General features: G+C 34.0%; 21 protein-coding genes. 6 read left to right on the top strand and 15 right to left on the bottom strand.

Translation table 11 applies throughout. The features are described from left to right. Positions 1–27: 27 nt before the first annotated feature. Both CLU83_RS01855 and pyrE read right to left on the bottom strand, forming a co-directional pair. The gene (locus CLU83_RS01855) at positions 28–420 is read right to left on the bottom strand and encodes an orotate phosphoribosyltransferase (protein ID WP_100430044.1); all 393 of its coding nucleotides are present in this window, start codon (positions 418–420) and stop codon (positions 28–30) included. A 40-nt stretch (positions 421–460) separates the two neighbouring features. Then, on the bottom strand, positions 461–1,102 hold the full coding sequence (gene pyrE, locus CLU83_RS01860) for an orotate phosphoribosyltransferase (RefSeq protein WP_100430045.1): 642 nt from the start codon (positions 1,100–1,102) through the stop codon (positions 461–463). Between the two features lie 7 nt (positions 1,103–1,109). Between pyrE and CLU83_RS01865 the strand changes: the two genes are divergently transcribed. The 3 genes from CLU83_RS01865 (at position 1,110) to CLU83_RS01875 (ending at position 3,876) form a co-directional block, all read left to right on the top strand. Further along, on the top strand, positions 1,110–1,703 hold the full coding sequence (locus CLU83_RS01865) for an NUDIX hydrolase (protein ID WP_100433576.1): 594 nt from the start codon (positions 1,110–1,112) through the stop codon (positions 1,701–1,703). 147 nt (positions 1,704–1,850) lie between these two features. Then, the gene (locus CLU83_RS01870; protein ID WP_100430046.1) at positions 1,851–3,200 is read left to right on the top strand and encodes a DEAD/DEAH box helicase; all 1,350 of its coding nucleotides are present in this window, start codon (positions 1,851–1,853) and stop codon (positions 3,198–3,200) included. A 235-nt stretch (positions 3,201–3,435) separates the two neighbouring features. Next, positions 3,436–3,876 carry a hypothetical protein gene (locus tag CLU83_RS01875; protein WP_100430047.1) on the top strand — a complete coding sequence of 147 codons (441 nt, stop codon included), beginning with the start codon at positions 3,436–3,438 and terminating at the stop codon, positions 3,874–3,876. Between the two features lie 101 nt (positions 3,877–3,977). Here CLU83_RS01875 and CLU83_RS01880 read toward each other — a convergent pair whose 3' ends face one another. From CLU83_RS01880 to CLU83_RS01910, 8 genes are all read right to left on the bottom strand, one after another. Continuing rightward, positions 3,978–4,556, bottom strand: coding sequence for an alkylphosphonate utilization protein (locus tag CLU83_RS01880; RefSeq protein WP_100430048.1), 579 nt, complete (start codon positions 4,554–4,556; stop codon positions 3,978–3,980). A gap of 183 nt (positions 4,557–4,739) precedes the next feature. After that, entirely contained in the window at positions 4,740–4,997 is a 258-nt protein-coding gene (locus tag CLU83_RS01885; RefSeq protein WP_100430049.1) for a hypothetical protein, read from the bottom strand. A gap of 542 nt (positions 4,998–5,539) precedes the next feature. Next, positions 5,540–6,037: a hypothetical protein gene (locus CLU83_RS01890; protein ID WP_100430050.1), complete on the bottom strand. Its 498-nt coding sequence runs from the start codon at positions 6,035–6,037 to the stop codon at positions 5,540–5,542. A 45-nt stretch (positions 6,038–6,082) separates the two neighbouring features. Next, entirely contained in the window at positions 6,083–6,547 is a 465-nt protein-coding gene (gene coaD, locus CLU83_RS01895) for a pantetheine-phosphate adenylyltransferase (protein ID WP_100430051.1), read from the bottom strand. Between the two features lie 82 nt (positions 6,548–6,629). Then, positions 6,630–7,208 carry a TMEM175 family protein gene (locus CLU83_RS01900; RefSeq protein ID WP_100430052.1) on the bottom strand — a complete coding sequence of 193 codons (579 nt, stop codon included), beginning with the start codon at positions 7,206–7,208 and terminating at the stop codon, positions 6,630–6,632. Between the two features lie 53 nt (positions 7,209–7,261). After that, on the bottom strand, positions 7,262–7,876 hold the full coding sequence (locus CLU83_RS01905; RefSeq protein ID WP_157801965.1) for a zinc-ribbon domain-containing protein: 615 nt from the start codon (positions 7,874–7,876) through the stop codon (positions 7,262–7,264). After that, a complete protein-coding gene (locus CLU83_RS22215) occupies positions 7,851–8,003 on the bottom strand; it encodes a hypothetical protein (RefSeq protein WP_198512231.1) in 153 nt (50 codons plus the stop codon). The genes CLU83_RS01905 and CLU83_RS22215 overlap by 26 nt, the downstream gene beginning before the upstream one ends. Positions 8,004–8,081: 78 nt before the next feature. After that, the gene (locus CLU83_RS01910) at positions 8,082–9,053 is read right to left on the bottom strand and encodes a D-alanine--D-alanine ligase (protein WP_100430054.1); all 972 of its coding nucleotides are present in this window, start codon (positions 9,051–9,053) and stop codon (positions 8,082–8,084) included. Between the two features lie 282 nt (positions 9,054–9,335). Here CLU83_RS01910 and CLU83_RS01920 point away from each other — a divergent pair, with 282 nt between their 5' ends. Together CLU83_RS01920 and CLU83_RS01925 are read left to right on the top strand one after the other, a co-directional pair. After that, positions 9,336–9,956 carry a PASTA domain-containing protein gene (locus tag CLU83_RS01920; protein ID WP_100430056.1) on the top strand — a complete coding sequence of 207 codons (621 nt, stop codon included), beginning with the start codon at positions 9,336–9,338 and terminating at the stop codon, positions 9,954–9,956. Beyond that, the gene (locus tag CLU83_RS01925; protein ID WP_100430057.1) at positions 9,946–10,989 is read left to right on the top strand and encodes an RluA family pseudouridine synthase; all 1,044 of its coding nucleotides are present in this window, start codon (positions 9,946–9,948) and stop codon (positions 10,987–10,989) included. Before CLU83_RS01920 ends, CLU83_RS01925 begins: the two co-directional genes overlap by 11 nt. 244 nt (positions 10,990–11,233) lie before the next feature. Here the strand turns inward: CLU83_RS01925 and CLU83_RS01930 are convergent, their stop codons facing one another. The 3 genes from CLU83_RS01930 to CLU83_RS01940 form a co-directional block, all read right to left on the bottom strand. Continuing rightward, positions 11,234–12,220 carry an SPFH domain-containing protein gene (locus CLU83_RS01930; RefSeq protein WP_100430058.1) on the bottom strand — a complete coding sequence of 329 codons (987 nt, stop codon included), beginning with the start codon at positions 12,218–12,220 and terminating at the stop codon, positions 11,234–11,236. Between the two features lie 408 nt (positions 12,221–12,628). Then, the gene (locus CLU83_RS01935) at positions 12,629–13,855 is read right to left on the bottom strand and encodes an ATP-binding cassette domain-containing protein (RefSeq protein ID WP_100430059.1); all 1,227 of its coding nucleotides are present in this window, start codon (positions 13,853–13,855) and stop codon (positions 12,629–12,631) included. A gap of 133 nt (positions 13,856–13,988) precedes the next feature. Next, complete coding sequence (locus CLU83_RS01940; RefSeq protein ID WP_100430060.1) at positions 13,989–15,407, bottom strand: hypothetical protein; 1,419 nt, start codon at positions 15,405–15,407, stop codon at positions 13,989–13,991. Between the two features lie 257 nt (positions 15,408–15,664). Here CLU83_RS01940 and yaaA point away from each other — a divergent pair, with 257 nt between their 5' ends. Beyond that, positions 15,665–16,423 (top strand): peroxide stress protein YaaA, encoded by a 759-nt coding sequence (yaaA, locus tag CLU83_RS01945; protein WP_100430061.1) that lies wholly within the window; start codon positions 15,665–15,667, stop codon positions 16,421–16,423. A gap of 23 nt (positions 16,424–16,446) precedes the next feature. Here the strand turns inward: yaaA and CLU83_RS22755 are convergent, their stop codons facing one another. Then, positions 16,447–16,926 carry a hypothetical protein gene (locus CLU83_RS22755; RefSeq protein WP_369828747.1) on the bottom strand — a complete coding sequence of 160 codons (480 nt, stop codon included), beginning with the start codon at positions 16,924–16,926 and terminating at the stop codon, positions 16,447–16,449. A gap of 294 nt (positions 16,927–17,220) precedes the next feature. After that, positions 17,221–17,661, bottom strand: coding sequence for a helix-turn-helix domain-containing protein (locus CLU83_RS01950; protein WP_100430062.1), 441 nt, complete (start codon positions 17,659–17,661; stop codon positions 17,221–17,223). Between the last annotated feature and the right edge of the window lie 59 nt (positions 17,662–17,720).

A 17,720-nucleotide genomic window follows, 5' to 3' on the forward strand; every position in this document is an offset into this window, starting at 1 on the left:
CTTTTGTATTTTGTGAAAAAGTAAGTGTTACAGTTTTGTCATGTTGTTGGCCAAAGTTTCGATAAATTTAGAAATCGGACCTTTTACCATCATTGCCATCATCGCATTAAATTCGCCTTCAAAATCCAGTTTAACAGCACTTGAATTTTCAGAAACGGTGTCAATGTTTGCTATTAAGGTAAATGGAACCTTGTCGCTTGCTGCACCCAAAATAACTTTGCTTGGAGCTACTTTGTCTTTCATCTTTAATTTAATTTCGGGCATTCCTTTTAATCCAAAAATAAAAGCATCTTCGCCAGTGATTTCAAATTTTGCAATATTATCAGGCATTAATTTTTCGAAGTTTTTTACATCACTTAACAAATCGAATAATTCTTGAGCAGATTTTTCAACGGTAACCCTTGGGCTTTCTAAATTCATAGTTGTGTTTTATTTGTATTCTAAAATTAAGCAGTTTAAATTATATATTCCAAGTTGACGGATTAACATTCCATTCTCTCAAGGTTTGCTCTTCTTTTTCGGTTATATAGCTTTTTGCAACTGCCAAATTCAATAAATTTTGATAATTGCTCAGCGTGTATAAATCGATATTGGCATTTTTAAAGTTTTGGTCTGCAACATCAAATCCATAAGTGAATATAGCTGCCATTCCTTTTATAACTGCTCCTGCTTCCCGTAAGCCTTCAACGGCTTGCAGGCTACTGTTTCCAGTGCTGATTAAATCCTCAATAATTACTACGCTTTGTCCTTTCTGCAGGAAACCTTCTACTTGGTTTTGACGGCCATGTTTTTTTGGTTCCGGACGAACATACACAAAAGGCAGTCCCATGCTCTCGGCAACCAGCATTCCGATGCCTATTGCTCCAGTGGCTACACCGGCAATCACATCTGGTTTCCCAAATTGTTTTTCAATGTTCTTAGAAAATTCGTCTCTGACATAATTTCTTATGGCTGGAAACGAGAGGATTAAACGATTATCGCAATATATTGGCGATTTCCATCCAGATGCCCATGTAAAAGGATTTCCTGGATTCAATTTAATTGCATTTATTTGCAAAAGCAATTCGGCTGTTTTGTCGGCTGTATCTTTATTAAAAATCATAATACAAATGTATAAAGTTTTTGTTAACGACAAACCACTTTTTTTGACAAATCAAATTTCTAAAGAGACTGATTTTCAGCTTTTCTTGTTGGATAGTATTGATGTTAAGCAAGTTATTGTAAAAATGTTTCAAAATAAAATTAAGAAAGCCTATCTCTATCACCCAGATGAAAGCGTGATTATGAAAACCTTGAAAGCAAAAATCCCCGTTAATAAAGCTGGAGGCGGTTTGGTTTATAATAAAAAAGGTGAGGTATTGTTCATTTTTAGAAACGGAAAGTGGGATTTGCCAAAAGGAGGTACTGATAAAGGTGAGCTGATTGAAAAAACGGCTATGCGCGAAGTCGAAGAAGAAACAGGCGTAAATGAATTGCAAATTGTTAAAAAACTCCAAAAGACCTATCATGTTTTTAAACGAAACGGGAAATACAAATTAAAAATCACCCATTGGTTTGAAATGCAGTCTACATTTGAAGGAACTCCAAAAGGTCAAATAGAAGAAGGAATTGAAAAAGTTGCCTGGCTGGGGCCTGATCAAATAAAGGAAGCTCTTCAGAATTCTTATGAGAACATAAAACTTTTATTTGAAGAAGAAAATTGATTAAATAAAGTGATAAAATGGCAGACTTTTTTCTAAACAAGTATTCGTATTTAGTTTAGAATAATCGATTTTTTTTAAAGACAGTTAATTTTTTTTCATGAATTAAAGGTCTAAAAACAAAGTGTTATTTTTGATTACCTTTGCAAAATGAATAAGAAACACCATTCCAACAATATATTACTGAATTTAGGTATCGATAGCCTAAATGAAATGCAGGAAACTGCACAAGACGTCATCCTAAATGATAATAATGTTTTACTGCTTTCTCCAACAGGTTCCGGAAAAACATTGGCTTTTTTATTGCCGATTTTCGAAATGCTGCAGCCTGAAATTCTGTCTGTTCAATGTTTAATTCTGGTTCCGTCACGCGAATTGGGACTGCAGATTGAACAGGTTTGGAAAAAAATGGGAACCGATTACAAAGTAAATGTGTGCTACGGCGGGCATTCTATTGATACCGAAATTAAAAACTTGAGCAATCCTCCAGCTGTTTTAATTGGAACTCCTGGCAGAATTGCAGATCACATTGACCGAGGAACTTTTAGATTAGATAAAATCCAAACTTTAATTCTGGATGAATTTGATAAATCCCTGCAGTTGGGCTTTCACGAGCAAATGTCTTTTATAATTGGAAAGCTTTCTAAACTGAATAAACGTGTATTGGTTTCGGCTACATCAGATATTGAAATTCCAAAATATACCCGAGTTGTGAACCCGACAATCTTGGATTTTATTCCAAACGAGGAAGAACAGGAAAGTAACTTGGCTACCAAAATGGTAGTTTCCAAAGAAAAAGACAAGCTGGAAAGTTTATTTAACTTAATATGTTCTTTAAAATCGCAGCAGGCGATTGTTTTTTGCAATCATCGCGATGCAGCCGAACGAATTAGCGATACTTTAAACGAGAAAGGAATTTATTCTACCTATTATCATGGCGGAATGGATCAGGAAGAAAGAGAACGTGCGCTAATTCAATTCCGTAACGGGAGCATGAGCTATTTAATCACTACCGATCTTGCAGCACGTGGTCTTGATATTCCCGAAATGAAGCATGTTATTCACTATCATCTGCCATTAAAGGAAGACGAGTTTACCCATAGAAATGGTCGTACGGCTCGTATGCAGGCTTCGGGTACTGCTTATGTGATTGCTCATGAAAGTGAGAAAAAAATGGATTATTTGGATTATGGAATGGAAGTATTTAATGTAGAAAATACAGTGACACTGCCAAAACCTCCCGAATTTCAAACCATTTACATTAGTGGCGGAAAGAAAAATAAATTGAATAAAATTGACATTGTAGGATTCTTTTCCCAAAAAGGGAAACTCGAAAAAGGAGATTTAGGGCTAATTGAAGTGAAGGATTTTATTTCGTTTGCTGCCGTAAAATTCAATAAGGTAAAAGACTTGCTGCATAATATTAAAGAAGAGAAGATGAAAGGCAAGAAATTTAAGATTGAAGTTGCCAGAAAAGTTATCAAGAAGGAGGAAGAGTAGGTTTTAGATTTTTGTTTATTTCTTTACTCGAATGAATCAAAATTGAGAAATCAATAAATAAGGAGAGATTTGTGAAAACTTATAATTTTGTTTGCTGCTTCTTAAATTACAAACAAAAAAAAAGTTTGAATGTTAATAAAAAAAAGGAACAACAAAGGAGTTGGTTTTTTTTTATTATTATGTTTGCTGGCAAATACTTACCAAATTGAGTATATCATTAAACCCCAAATAAATTATGAAAAAAGTTATTGCGATTGCTATTTTATTTATTAGTTCTATTGGATTTAGCCAAATTAAAGTTCTTGAAACTGTGCCTGTTGAGAAATTAGGCAGAGTAAATAATAATTTTTATGTTCAAAAAATTGGTGATGAGTTTACCTTTTTTTACACAACAGTTCAATCTGATGATGCAGAAGCAGCTTTAAAAGCTTTTTCATTCAAGAATGTTGATAATGCTTATCAAAGTCTTTATGGAATCATCACAAAGGGATTTACAGCAAGTCCTTTGAATGACGTGAAATTAGAATTGCCTAATAATTTTGTTTGGCTGCACTATATCGCAAGCTCTGACAAAACTACTGTGCAGTTTATGGTTTCCAGCAAAGAAGTGGGTTCTACCCATATTTCTGAGCCATTATCAAAAGAGCAAGTTGAAAAATTATTTCAAAAAAGCTAGTAGAAGAAGAATTAAGATTTTAGAATTAAGACTAAACTAAAATTGCCTGAATAAAAAAGTCCTCGAATTTCGAGGACTTTTTTTGTATAAAAAACTGCAAACTATATTTTCTTAACGTACTGCGTGATAATCACAATCTGCTGACCATCAACTTTTCCTTCAATGTATTCTGCGTTTTCGTGGTCTAAGCGGATGTTGCGTACCGAAGTACCTTGTTTAGCAACCATGCTTGATCCTTTTACTTTTAGATCTTTGATCAAAACTACTGAATCTCCGTGGGCTAATATCACGCCATTTACATCGCGGTGGATGATTTTGTTTTCATCATCTTCTCCTTCTCCTGTGGCTTGTGCCCATGCGAGAGTGTCTTCGTCTAGATACATTTGTTCCAAAAGCTCTTGTGGCCAGCCATTTTTACGCAAACGGCTCAACATTCTCCAAGCTGAAACCTGTACTGGAATATGTTCGCTCCACATACTGTCGTTTAAGCATCTCCAGTGGTTTAAATCTTCATGACCTGGATTTTCAATTTGGTCGATACAAGTAGGACAGGCAAAAATGCTTTCGTCTAATCCGCCTTTTTTGGTAGGCAATACTTGGAATTCTTTAAGGTTTTCGGTGGCAGCGCATAATTCACATTGGGAACCGCTGCGTTTATTTAATTCTCTTTCTAAGCTCATTATAAAGTTTATGTTTTTTAGGTTGCGAAATTACGGTTAAATAGGAGGTTTTGCAAGTTTATGTTTTTTGGTTATTTTTCCATGATTTGAGAAGTTCGGGAATTTGAAACCAAATATTTTTGATTAAAAGAGTATGACTGAAATCGATAATTCAATAAAAGCTCCAATTTTGCTAAACCACTGTTATTGTATTCCTTCAGGTTTATCTAATTCTTCAAAAAGTTCATTACAATCATAATTTCTTAGGAAAAAATAAAATGTTGAATCAATTATTTTTAGAGTCCTGATACTCATATCATAATCAAATATTGGCGGAACAATTGCCCTTTTAATTTGTCCTTCCTTAATATTGTGAAGAAAATTACTCATGTCAGATGGTCTTACATCACTAGGTCTATGATGAATTAATTGAATTTTTTCTTGAATTTCTTTTCTTTTCATTCCATCAACAATATCTTCAAATTTTTCTGTTAGAATAATGGAGATGAAATAATATGCTAAATATAGTGGTGTTTTGTCAGAACTTTTTGCTTTTTGTTGGACAAAGCTCTCAATACTTCTTATATGACGACCACTATAATCTTCTAATTTTTTTTGAACAGCTTTTTTTAAATGTTCTTGTTTTAATAAGACTGTGTTAGTTTGTGTTTCAAAAACACCAGCAGCAATACATGTTTCTTTACATAATTCTTGAAAAACACCAATACTATCGAATGATTCTTTAATGAGTTGTTCAGAAATTTCATCAAAGGATACATTTAATAATGGTTCACCTTCTTTGATTACACGTTTAAAATCTTCATGTTTCCAAGGTTCAACTGGGATTTCAATTAATCGATCTTGTAAATCCCCATTATATTGAGCAAGTCTATTTTTCTCTCTCCAAATTCCCAGAATAACAAATAAGATATTGTAATCTTCAAATAAACGTAAGTGAAAGGATAAATCGCGTTGAGTTTCTTCTTCTAAATAATGAAAATTTTCTAGGACAATTCTTTTTTGAAATCAACCTTTTTTAATATCTCTGAAATATCTTGAGGAAGTTCAAGATTATATTCAATAGTTTTTGTTTTTAAGGTTTTTGTTGTTGATTTATTGCCAGATGCTTCTCCAGACGCTTCTGCATCAACAAGAAATGGAATTTTAACTTTTGCTTTTATTCCTCCTTTTCCACCAACACCAATTGTAGTTTGTGATGATTTTTCTTCTTGAAATTCAATATTTAATTGTCTTAAAAGTGATTTATATATATCAATCGGTCTTGATTCTGGAACACAATTTATCCTTACTAAAGATTGTTCTTGAAGGTGTTTATTCGTCACCGCTGTTTTTCCTTGTTTAGATGAACCAAAAATAATTATATGCTTGTTTTGTGTTAAGCCTTTTTGGAATTCATTATCTACCTCAGTTCTTTCTATATATGATGCAATCTCTTCATTTGAAACTCCAAAGACTTGTGATATTTTTTTTGAAATATTCATATTTTAATTTTTTATTAATAGCGTCTAACTAATTGATAAACAATGCTATTTATGTAATTTTACCCTTACCGCTTCCGGAACCAGCATTTCATATTCACCGTGATTTCGGATAACATCTCTCACGATGCTGGAGCTGATATAAGAAGTTCGTGCAGCGGTCAATAAAAAGACAGTTTCTATTTTGGACAATCGTCTGTTGGTATGGGCGATGGCTTTTTCAAATTCGAAATCGGCAGGGTTGCGGAGTCCTCTCAAAATGAAATCGGCTTTTACTTTTTGGCACAAATCAATGGTTAGTCCTTCGTATGTAATAACTTTAACTTTGGGCTCATTTTTGAATGTTTCCTCTATGAAGCGTTTTCTTTCTTCAAGACTAAACATGTATTTTTTTTCGGCATTGACCCCAATGGCAATTACAATTTCATCAAAAAGCGAAATGCCTCTGTTGATGATGTCTTCATGTCCCAAAGTGATTGGGTCAAACGATCCCGGGAATATGGCTTTTTTCATATTATGTTAATATTTTTTTATCTGAATATGATATCGCCATTCTTTATTCCTATTTGTAATTTGGAATCACGGCGATTTCTTTTTATAATTTATTGATTTGATTTTCAATTCTTCTGTCAGGGATAATCCATATTAATGCTACAAAAATATAAAGGATTCCCGAAATAATAGGAGAAACAAATGCAAGCGGAATGGCTGAAACGTAGCAAACCATTGATATTTTTCCTTTTTTATCGCTGTTGACTGCTTGGTGCAAAACGGATTCTTTGCCTTCGAGCTTAATGATTTTATTTTGAAGCATAATATAGGAAATGGCACACATCAATAAAATAAAACCATAACAGGCAATGGGAACTGTAGCAAAAGACTGTTCTCCCATCCAGCTTGTCGCAAACGGAATTAATGACAGCCAAAATAATAATGCCGTGTTATACCATAGCACCGATCCGTCTATTTTTTTTACTACCTGAAACATGTGATGGTGGTTGTTCCAATAAATCCCAACGTAGATAAAACTCAATACATAACTCAAACAAACAGGAATCAACGGCAATAAACTGGCTAAATCAGAATGCTCAGGCGCTTTGATTTCCAGAACCATGATGGTAATTATAATGGCCATGACGCCATCGCTAAAGGCTTCGATTCTGCTTTTGTTCATTGTTTTATGTTTGAAGATTCTGAGTTGCTAAGATTCTAAGATTCTGAGTTTTTTTATTTTCTTATAACGGAGAATATATCATCGTTATCATATAGTTTTAATAAATCCTTTTTTGAATAATTATTTTTTCTGTTTGTGTAATTTTCTGTTTTGTTTATCTCCTCAACTTCTGACTGTAAATATACTCTATAATCATTTTGCGTGGCATAAACACTGTCCTTTGTCACTTTATCTATCCTCATAGACGAATAATATCCATTTGAAGATTTTATATTATAAATATCTCCAAAAGCTGGAGCTTTCACTAAAGCTTTTGTTTCATTATCTGTTTGATATAAGCTGAAAAAATAAAATATGATGAAACAGACTAATATAATGATACCAGAAAACAGCCAAATTGGTCTTCTTTGATTTGTTTTTTTATTTTCATCGATGAGTTTTATTTTAGTGTTCTCATCTAAATCTTCAAAATTAATTTCTTTTGAACAATTGTTGCATTTTATATATACTGTATTTCCAACAGGGAATAGAGGTATGAATGTTAAAGAGGTATATTTGGTAAAAATGCTATAATCTATTGTTGAATGAATTTTGCAAGTAAGACATTCTGTATTAGGAATAGTTCCTTTTAATAAGCAAGTTTCATTTGTTCCAATCAATACCATCATAAGTTTCGAATATTGTTTTTGTTGATAATCGATTTTCCTGCAAGGTCTTTTTTTTAACCTTGTAGGTATTTGATTTTAAAAGCAAACCTACAAGGTTTTGGAAACCTTGCAGGATTGTATAAAGCATTGAAATGAACTTTTAATAATATTATTTCTTCGGTTCAGGATAAATACTAAAAGCTTAGAATCTTAGATTCTCATCAACTTAATTAATCGCCAATTCAATCGCATTGGTAAACAAATCTGTTAATGAAATTCCGGCTGCTTTTGCTTGTTGCGGAATTAAGCTTTCAGTTGTTAATCCAGGAATGGTATTCATTTCGAGCATGTGCGGTTCTCCGTTTACAAAGATGAATTCACTTCTTGAGAAACCTTTCATTTTTAGCACTTCGTAGGCACGTTTTGCAGCTTCGCTTACTTTTTGAGTCATTTCTTCGGAGATTCTGGCAGGAGTTATTTCCTGTGATTTTCCTTCATATTTGGCTTCGTAATCAAAGAAATCATTTTCAGAAACAATCTCGGTGATAGGCAAAACGATTATTTCTCCCTGATAGTTGATGACTCCAACAGAAACTTCGGTTCCGTCTAAGAAACTTTCAATAATGATTTCATTATCTTCTTTATAGGCCACTTCAATAGCGATTGGCAATTCAGCTTCTGTTTTTACTTTAGAGATTCCAAAACTGGAACCTGATTTATTTGGTTTTACAAAACATGGCAAACCAACGGTTTTTACGATTTCGGCAGTATTGATGATATCGCCTTTATTCAAATAGTAAGAAGTCGCGGTTTTTATTCCGTACGGTTTTAATACAGAAAGCATGTCACGTTTGTTGAACGTTAATGATGCTTGGTAATATTCGCAGGAAGATTGCGGCATCCCAATTAATTCGAAATATGCCTGCATTAATCCGTCTTCGCCTGGTGTTCCGTGAATGGCATTGAAAACACAGTCGAAAGTGATTTTGGTTCCGTTTACGGTTGCTGAAAAATCGTTTTTGTCAATTGGAAATTCATTGTCTTGTTCATCAACATAAACCCATTTTTCTTTGAAAATATGGACTCTGAATCCGTTGTATTTTGTTTTGTCTAAGAATTGGTAAACTACGTTTCCGCTGATGAGTGAGATCTTGTATTCGCTGGAATAGCCGCCCATGATGATGGCAATGTTTTTCATGTTTTTATTTATTTTTTTGCTGTAAATTAGATGAATTGCACAATTTTTTTGAAAGTGTAATACTGTGATTTTAATTTTAAATGCTGTTTTGAAAACTGATGCCCTAGCCCCGATAGTAGTGGAAATCCTTTTTATTTTTTCTTTAAAAATAAAAAGATTGCAACGAATAGCGGGAAATAGCTCCTTGCAAAAATGTTGCTCGGAAGGACAAATACTATTAAACAAAATTATCATTTTTTTTGAAACGAAATAGCTTTATCTTTGCGGGAAATAAAAATATTTATGAGCTTAAAAAAATATCTTACGAGTCGCGTATTTTTTGGACAAGTGGCGATTGCATTTGCAATTATTGCTGTTTTAGGTTATTTATTCATGCATTGGCTGACTTTTACTACCGATCATGGGCATGAAATTTCGGTTCCCGATTTGAGAAAATTGACCGAGGAGCAAGTGGAAGATAAGCTGGATGAATTGGATTTGGATTATGAATTATTGGATAGTGTTGATTTTAGAGGCGATTACCCAAAATACAGTGTTGTAGAGCAAGATCCTATGCCAGGAACAAAGGTAAAGGTGGGCAGAAAAGTATATATTAAGATTAATTCATCTGGGTTTTCGTCTGTGCGGATTCCAGATTTGATTGAAAAAACCTATCGTGAGGCAGTGCCTACATTAAAGGCTTTAGGACTTGAAGCCGGGACTATTACTTATGTCCCTAATTTAGGAAAAGACATGGTTTTGGAAATGCGGTATAAAGGCAGAAATCTGAAAGTAGGGGACAGAGTATTGAAAGCCTCCAAGATTGATTTGGTTTTGGGCGACGGGAAAGAGAGTTATCAAGAAGAAGCAGTGGACAGTACAGCTGTTCCAGCAGAAGAACAAATACCAGCGAATGAACAATAATATTGAACCAATTGAGGATTTAGACGAAGAGTTATTTGAGCATTATCGGTATGAAGTTCCGAAAGGACAGGCGATTTTGAGGATTGACAAATATCTGATGGGTATGATTCCAAATGCCACACGAAATAAAATTCAGAATGCCGCTGCCGAAGGGAATATTTTTGTGAATGACTTGACTGTAAAGTCAAATTATAAAGTGAAACCCCTTGATGTGATTCAGGTAATGCTCACGCATCCGCCGTTTGAAAACAGGGTAGATCCAGAGGATATTCCGCTGGATATTGTTTATGAGGATGAGGCTCTTTTGCTAATTAATAAACCGCCTGGATTGGTTGTGCATCCCGGTCATGGGAATTATACTGGGACTTTGGTAAATGCATTGGCTTTTCATTTTGAGAATTTACCAATGAACAGCAGTGAACGCCCGGGTCTGGTTCATAGAATCGATAAGGATACTTCTGGATTATTGGTTATTGCCAAGACTGAAGCTGCGATGACTCATTTGGCCAAACAATTTGAAGCCAAAACATCCGAAAGAGAATATATTGCTCTAGTTTGGGGAAATGTTGCTCAAGAAGCAGGAACTATTGAAGGAAACTTAGCAAGACACTTAAAAGACCGCATGCAAATGGCCGTTTTTGCCGATCCCGAAATAGGGAAACCTGCAATTACACATTATAAAGTATTGGAGCGTTTTGGATATGTGACTTTGATTTCATGCAAACTGGAAACAGGAAGAACACACCAGATTCGTGCGCATTTGAAACATATTGGGCATCCGCTTTTTAACGATGAGCGTTATGGAGGTCACTTGATTTTGAAAGGAACTACGTTTACAAAATACAAACAGTTTATTGAGAATTGTTTCAAAGCTTTGCCACGTCAGGCTTTGCATGCTAAAACACTTGGTTTTGTGCATCCAAATACTGGAGAAATGATGCGTTTTGATACTGAACTGCCACAGGATTTTCAGGATTGTATCGAGAAATGGAGAGGATATTCAAAATCGCACCATGTTGATGATGAAGATTAGTGATTAGTAATTAGCTCTTAGTGAATAGTTTTTCTTTAGCGGATAAAGACAAAAAAGATAAAGCATAAAAAAAGAGATACTTAAAAAAATATTTTTTAATTATCTCTTTTTTTATGCGTCCTACTAAACTAATTACAGAGTACTAATTACAGAGTACTAATTACAGAGTACTAATTACAGAGTACTAATTACAGAGTACTAATTACAGAGTACTAATTACAGAGTACTAATTACTAGTCACTATTTACTCAGTTTCAGTTGTTGGATTTGAAGTATCCGACGGATTATAATCTATTGAAGTATTATTTGTTTTTTTAACACGTGGTTTTTGTTTTTTCATTTCTTCACCAATGATGTTTGAAGCAGTAAAACTGGTTACCATACTATTTAACATATCGCTTGCTGCTTGCGGTGAATTTGGAAGCAGAATTAAATTAGAATTCGTATCGGCACCAATCGCCTGCAAAGTATCATAATGCTGTGTAATTACAATCAAAGCCGATGCTTCCTGCGAATTAATTCCTACTTGGTTTAACACTTCAACACTTTCTACCAATCCGCGCGCAATTTCTCTACGTTGATCTGCAATACCTTGACCTTGCAGTTTTTTACTTTCGGCTTCAGCTTTTGCTTTAGCAACAATTCTGATTCTTTGCGCTTCAGATTCAAACATAGCTGCGGTTTTTTCTCTTTCGGCCGCATTAATTCTGTTCATGGCATTTTTTACCTGAATATCTGGGTCAATGTCCGTAACCAAAGTATTGATGATATCATACCCATAAGCCATCATTGCCTCATTTAATTCTCTTTTTACGGCAACAGCAATATCATCTTTTCTTGCGAAAACATCATCCAGAATAAGTTTAGGAACTTCGGCACGCACCACGTCAAAAACATACGCTGTAATCTGATCATGAGGATATTCTAATTTATAAAATGCTTCGTATGCATTTTCTGGAATGACTTTAAACTGCACTGAAATTTTCATTTTCACAAACACGTTGTCTTTAGTTTGTGTTTCAATAATTACATCCAGCTGTTGAATTCTAAAGTTCACACGGCCAGCAATTCTGTCAATAATTGGAACTTTGAGCTGTAATCCAGAGTTTCGGATACTCAAAAACTTGCCGAAACGTTCTATAACAACAGCAGTCTGCTGTTTTACTGTAAAAAAGGAAGAAAAAAGAATAATTAGCCCGAAGACTAAAAGAGCAATCATAAATGGACCCATGACTTTTTTGGTTTTAAAGTTAAAGTTATTATACGTGGTGTTCGAATAAAAGTTACAAATTTTATAGAATCATTCTTACCACATAAAGTAGTAATTTTCTATTTGACTGTTGGTTTTCAGTTTTAGCATTGCCTTATTTATGGAGCGGAAGCATAAGGCATTTTTTGGTTAGATGGATTCCTGCTATCCGTTTCAATCTTTTTATTTTTTCTTTAAAAATAAAAAGGATTTCCACTTCTATCAGGGCTAAAGAGAGAGATAAGGCTTGTTTGGTATTAAATACGAATCAGGTGAAATCAAGACAAGAAAATCTGTGCGAATCAGTTTAATCCGTATAATCTGTGTACCATCTTAAGCTCATTACTGAGTTCCTCGAGATGATAACAGTGGGGTTAGATCATTAGTAATTTAAGAAATAAATGACCTTATAATCCCTTTAGATCCCATCGGACTTGAATGCAATTCTAAAACAGAATTGGGAGCAAGATTTGGCTCCATTCGATGCGAAACAAATAGAATGGTAATGTTGGTCTCTTTTTTAATCGTGTTGATAAGCTGTATTACCAATGCAACATTATGATCGTCTAATCCTTCAAGAGGTTCGTCTAAAATTAATAATGGAGGATGTTTGAGAACCGCTCGGGTAATCAGTGCAAGTCTTTGCTGACCAATGGAAAGCCGATTGAAAATTTTATTTTTCAATGGAGTCATTTCAATGAGATCAAGCCATTGAGAGACAATTTTTCGCTGTAAAGTTGTTGGCTGCCTGTACAATCCAATCGAATCAAAGAAACCCGAAAGAATCATTTCTTCCAAAGCTGTGTTCTTGCTAAATAAGTCGGTCATGGATGTTGAGAAATACCCGATTTTCTTTTTGATTTCCCAAATGCTTTCACCGCTGCCTTTTTTTCTCCCAAAGAGTTCAATATCCTGGCCATAACCCTTGGTATTATCTCCCGAAATTAATGATAAAAGAGTGCTTTTCCCAGAACCATTCGGACCTATGAGCTGCCAAAATTCTCCTTGTTTAATAGTCCAGGAAAGATTGTTAATAATAGGTCTTTCGTCATAAGAAACAGAAACTGAATTCATTTTTATTAAAACACCATCTTTAAAAATCTCTTTATGAATAGGTATTTTATATTCGTTATTTTCAAGGGAATGTTCGATTGTGTTTATATTATTCAGTTCAAATATGTTGTCGTTTATTTGCGCTTTATTAGCAATAAACGGAAGTAAATCAACAGTTCGGTTTACTAATTGAATAATGCCAACCGAATGAGAGATGGACTCAATCTCGGCAGTTAATTCGATGCGTGAAGCAATATCTAAATGATCCATAGGATTATCCAGAATAATATAATCAGGTTTTTGCTTTAGGCAATATTTTAAAAACTCCTTTTTTCGTTCTCCCGATGAAAAGGTGCGGAGGTTTCGGTGAAAGTCAGCGGTCGCTTCAATTGAGTCGTGTATGTATTCTTCTTCTATTAATTTTTGAATGGATATATCAGAAAATAAGATTCCTTTTAAATTATTGAAATCTGATAATTTTCCTTGAATTTTCCCTGATAATAAAGTGTCTATAAAGTTTTTTTTGTCAACTTGATTGGATAAAAGAATGTCCCAATGTTTCATTTTGTGTGTATTGAAAGTAAAATATCAAATTTGGTGAAATTAGCCATAATAATGCAAACCTGAAAGAGGATTTATTCATAAAAAAAGCCTCATTTTTGAGACCTTTAATAATTTCGAATTGTGCTGGACTAATTTATTTCGCTGAAAAATTAGCTTCAAAAATTTTGAAACGGACATCTAAATCCTGAAGCAATTGTTTTTTCGCCGCTGGGTCCTGAATAAAACTATAATTGATACTGTTGTAAACAAACTGTTTGATATCATCATAGGTAATGCTGCTGTATCTTTTGGCCAGTAAAACATATTGTTCGGTCATATTGGTTCGCAATATTCCGGCATCGTCGGTACTAATGACAATTGGCACGTTAAATTCTTTGTACAAGAGAATAGGGTGGCGGTTCTCTTTTACTTTCAAAATGAATTCATTGCTAACCAGATTAATTTCTACAGGAATATTATTTTTAGCCATATAACGCATTAGATCATAGCTTTTTTCTTCGTAAGCGATATCAACTCCGTGACCTATTCTATTGGCTCCAGCGGTATAAACTGCTGCGTTGATATGCCAAGTTAATTCTTCAGGGCGAACTAATCCCAAAGTAAGTTCGCCAGCATGCAGCGTATATTTTACTTTTGGAAAACGGCTGTGGCAATATTTGAACATCAGCATGTGTAATTCATAATCTTTCATCGATGTTTCGCCATCTTCGGGCGAAACGATATTGACTCCCGCCATCAGTTGACTGCTGTCAGCCGAGATAAAAGCCACGATTAAATTTTTGAATAAATCCACAGGTTCCATAAAGCGCAAAACAAAATTTTGGTAGCGCATTGTAAATTGGCTGTCATCGATTTTAAGCTCTTTGTGCATTTTGCCAACGAAGTTTACATTAAAATCTGCAGCATATTTTTTGGCTTCTTTTTGAATAAAAATAGTGTATAAAGAATCCAAAGACTGCATAACGGCTTTCTCGTTTTTGGCAACAGTCATTTTTCGTAACTGATTATTGTATTTGGCTAAATCATCTGTTTTTATGGCACAGGGAATTGTTGTTAATTGAGTTTCGATGTAGCTGACATTTTCTTTGACAGCTCTGTTTTTTAGTTCCAATAAACCAGCTTCAAAATTCCCGACAATGGCGGGTTCAAACTTCGTGAAAGACTCAAAAAACTGTTTGTCCGAAGGGTAATCTACATAGTTATAATCCTTAACGGACCACTTTTGCATTACTTTTTGTTTGTAAGCTTCCAGTTCTCCATTCTTTTGCAAAGCAGAGAATAATACCCAGTCAGTGCCAGTTTGTTTTTCTTTACTGACTGTCATGGTTTGAGTATTTAGATATAAATCTTGGGCGATGGCATGAGCCAATAAAGGTTCTGTATAAATTGAACCGGAATAATGATGGTGTAAATCGCCGCCTTTGGGCATTTGGGCAAAAAAAGCAGTAAGTTCGGCTTCGTTATTTCTGATTTTTTCAAAATATTGATTGGCAGATTGTGCTAATCCAATGTGAAACAGGATACAAAAAAGGATTGTATAAAATAATTTCATGTTCTAAATTTCATTCAAATATAACAAATATTGAGAAATTTGTTCTGTCTTGTATTGAAATTGGTTTGAAAAAAATTACCCGTCACTCTGTTTGCTGTTTTTAGAAATGGCTTTTTTTAATAGATTTCAGCAATCCGCGCAATTATTGCTTAGTATTTTTTCAATCTTAATTATCTATTATGGCATTAAACAATTCAATCTATTGTTTCTCAATTCTAGATTTCAATTTGTATTTTTGAAGCAGTAAATAGTCCTATATGAAAATTGTATTATCGCCAGCCAAATCATTAAATTTCGAAAAAGAGTTACCAGCTTCTCAATATACTTCCTCTTCTTTTTTAAAAGAATCCAGACAGGTTCATAAAGTTTTAAAACAGCAGTCACCAAAATCCTTATCCGAGCTAATGTCTATTTCAGATAAATTGGCCGATTTGAACTGGAAACGCAATCAAGATTGGAAAACTCCTTTTACGCCCGAAAATGCACGCCCGGCAGTGTATGCTTTTGACGGTGATGTGTATACAGGACTTGATGCTTACACGATTCCGATTGAAAAATTAGAATTGCTTCAAGACAGTTTACGGATTCTATCGGGTTTGTACGGTTATTTGAAACCTTTGGATTTAATTCAGCCCTATCGACTCGAAATGGGAACGAAATTACCTATTGGCGAAAGCAAAAATTTATATGAGTTTTGGAAAAAGACGATTACCAATTCACTAAATAAAGAACTCAAAAAAGGTGAACTTTTTATCAATTTGGCGAGTAATGAATATTTCTCGGCTGTGGATGTGAAGGCTTTGAAAGTTCCGGTTATTACTCCAGAATTTAAGAATTATAAGGATGGAAATCTTAAGATTATCAGTTTTTTTGCCAAGAAGGCTAGAGGATTGATGGTGCGTTATATTTTGGACACCAATGCCCAAACGCTTGATGATTTAAAAAGATTTAATTATGAGGGCTATCAATTTGACGCTAATTTGTCAAAAGGGAATAACTTGGTTTTTACAAGGTAGAATGTAGAATGCAGAAAGCTAGCTTATTGTTGCAAAATTTTAAGAAAGTTTCTAAGTCTTAATTTATTGCATTCCTGAAGAAAAATGGGGTATATGTTAAATATCGTGTTGAATAGTAATGAACAGAAAAACATGGTGTATAAATCCAAGATTAAAGTTCCAATTTGAAAAATGAGTACAAATATAAATCCGAAAAGATGGCATAGTTCGGATATTGTTATTTCATTAAGCAGTTGGTCAGCTTCATTTATGGATGGTTTTTTTGTTATTTTAATTTTTGTGTTGCAATGTCTAAAGAATGTATTCTTTACGAAGTATGTGAATAAGTCAAGCCTCAAGCGTTTATAAAAGCCAATATTTTTAGTCATTTCAAAATTCTTAACAGAATAAAAAAAAGAGCTGTTTGTTTTTCTCATGATTTGTGCGATCCATAGTCCAGGTAGACCACTATAGATAGGGATTAAAACACTGATGCATAACTGAAATACTAATTGTTCGTTCATTTTATTGTTCAGCAAGATTGTACATAATGTCAGTCATTAAAAAAAAACTTTATTTTTTGTATTCGGATTCTCCTCTTTTTTGAAAAATCTTTGTTTACACGTGTGTCACACTTGTGCCAGCGGGGGAATTACATATAATTCTAAAAATATTTAGGAGAAAAAGTTTGGAGACTTTTATCACGCTCACATCTTAAAAAAACTTTATAAAAAACGCAAGGTCATGAGATTTTACTGAGCTGGATGACAATACTGTGAGGAGCGGGGGAGTATTCCATCAGTTTATGGCGGAGTCTTCTACTCGATTAGGTGCTGTTTTTTCTCGGTAATTTTAATTTTTAATTCTTTCGTTACCTGTTTTACAAATTTGTCTTTGTCTTTTTTGGCTTCTTTGATTGTCGCTTTTAGGGCGACTGGCATTTCATAATATTTGTCCGACCAAATGTAAACTTCCATAATTATCGGCAATAAATCAATTCCTTTTTCAGTCAGTCTGTACAAAATTTTTGCCTTGCTGTCGGGGTGTGCTGATTTCTCAATAATTCCGTTTTCTTCCAATGTCTTTAGTCTTGATGCTAAAATATTGGTGGCAATACCTTCTGCCGATTTTAAAAAGTCATTGTATGTGCTTTTTTTATAAAATATTAAATCCCTGATAATGAGTAAGGACCATTTATCGCCAAACACATCCAATGAGCAACTCAATGGACACTCTGACCTTTTTTTACTTGTTTCCATAAAATAAACTAAAAATATTTCGAAATTTAACTTGCGTTTTGAAAGTTGTTTGTATATTT

Source organism: Flavobacterium sp. 1 (genome assembly GCF_002797935.1).
GTDB lineage: Bacteria > Bacteroidota > Bacteroidia > Flavobacteriales > Flavobacteriaceae > Flavobacterium.

What these genes read in the sequence shown, in the direction of transcription:
- CLU83_RS01855 (WP_100430044.1), bottom strand. Translation starts at nt 420, where the DNA reads ATGAATTTAGAAAGCCCAAGGGTTACCGTTGAAAAATCTGCTCAAGAA.
- pyrE (WP_100430045.1), bottom strand. Translation starts at nt 1,102, where the DNA reads ATGATTTTTAATAAAGATACAGCCGACAAAACAGCCGAATTGCTTTTG.
- CLU83_RS01865 (WP_100433576.1), top strand. Translation starts at nt 1,110, where the DNA reads ATGTATAAAGTTTTTGTTAACGACAAACCACTTTTTTTGACAAATCAA.
- CLU83_RS01870 (WP_100430046.1), top strand. Translation starts at nt 1,851, where the DNA reads ATGAATAAGAAACACCATTCCAACAATATATTACTGAATTTAGGTATC.
- CLU83_RS01875 (WP_100430047.1), top strand. Translation starts at nt 3,436, where the DNA reads ATGAAAAAAGTTATTGCGATTGCTATTTTATTTATTAGTTCTATTGGA.
- CLU83_RS01880 (WP_100430048.1), bottom strand. Translation starts at nt 4,556, where the DNA reads ATGAGCTTAGAAAGAGAATTAAATAAACGCAGCGGTTCCCAATGTGAA.
- CLU83_RS01885 (WP_100430049.1), bottom strand. Translation starts at nt 4,997, where the DNA reads ATGAAAAGAAAAGAAATTCAAGAAAAAATTCAATTAATTCATCATAGA.
- CLU83_RS01890 (WP_100430050.1), bottom strand. Translation starts at nt 6,037, where the DNA reads ATGAATATTTCAAAAAAAATATCACAAGTCTTTGGAGTTTCAAATGAA.
- coaD (WP_100430051.1), bottom strand. Translation starts at nt 6,547, where the DNA reads ATGAAAAAAGCCATATTCCCGGGATCGTTTGACCCAATCACTTTGGGA.
- CLU83_RS01900 (WP_100430052.1), bottom strand. Translation starts at nt 7,208, where the DNA reads ATGAACAAAAGCAGAATCGAAGCCTTTAGCGATGGCGTCATGGCCATT.
- CLU83_RS01905 (WP_157801965.1), bottom strand. Translation starts at nt 7,876, where the DNA reads ATGATGGTATTGATTGGAACAAATGAAACTTGCTTATTAAAAGGAACT.
- CLU83_RS22215 (WP_198512231.1), bottom strand. Translation starts at nt 8,003, where the DNA reads ATGCTTTATACAATCCTGCAAGGTTTCCAAAACCTTGTAGGTTTGCTT.
- CLU83_RS01910 (WP_100430054.1), bottom strand. Translation starts at nt 9,053, where the DNA reads ATGAAAAACATTGCCATCATCATGGGCGGCTATTCCAGCGAATACAAG.
- CLU83_RS01920 (WP_100430056.1), top strand. Translation starts at nt 9,336, where the DNA reads ATGAGCTTAAAAAAATATCTTACGAGTCGCGTATTTTTTGGACAAGTG.
- CLU83_RS01925 (WP_100430057.1), top strand. Translation starts at nt 9,946, where the DNA reads ATGAACAATAATATTGAACCAATTGAGGATTTAGACGAAGAGTTATTT.
- CLU83_RS01930 (WP_100430058.1), bottom strand. Translation starts at nt 12,220, where the DNA reads ATGGGTCCATTTATGATTGCTCTTTTAGTCTTCGGGCTAATTATTCTT.
- CLU83_RS01935 (WP_100430059.1), bottom strand. Translation starts at nt 13,855, where the DNA reads ATGAAACATTGGGACATTCTTTTATCCAATCAAGTTGACAAAAAAAAC.
- CLU83_RS01940 (WP_100430060.1), bottom strand. Translation starts at nt 15,407, where the DNA reads ATGAAATTATTTTATACAATCCTTTTTTGTATCCTGTTTCACATTGGA.
- yaaA (WP_100430061.1), top strand. Translation starts at nt 15,665, where the DNA reads ATGAAAATTGTATTATCGCCAGCCAAATCATTAAATTTCGAAAAAGAG.
- CLU83_RS22755 (WP_369828747.1), bottom strand. Translation starts at nt 16,926, where the DNA reads ATGAACGAACAATTAGTATTTCAGTTATGCATCAGTGTTTTAATCCCT.
- CLU83_RS01950 (WP_100430062.1), bottom strand. Translation starts at nt 17,661, where the DNA reads ATGGAAACAAGTAAAAAAAGGTCAGAGTGTCCATTGAGTTGCTCATTG.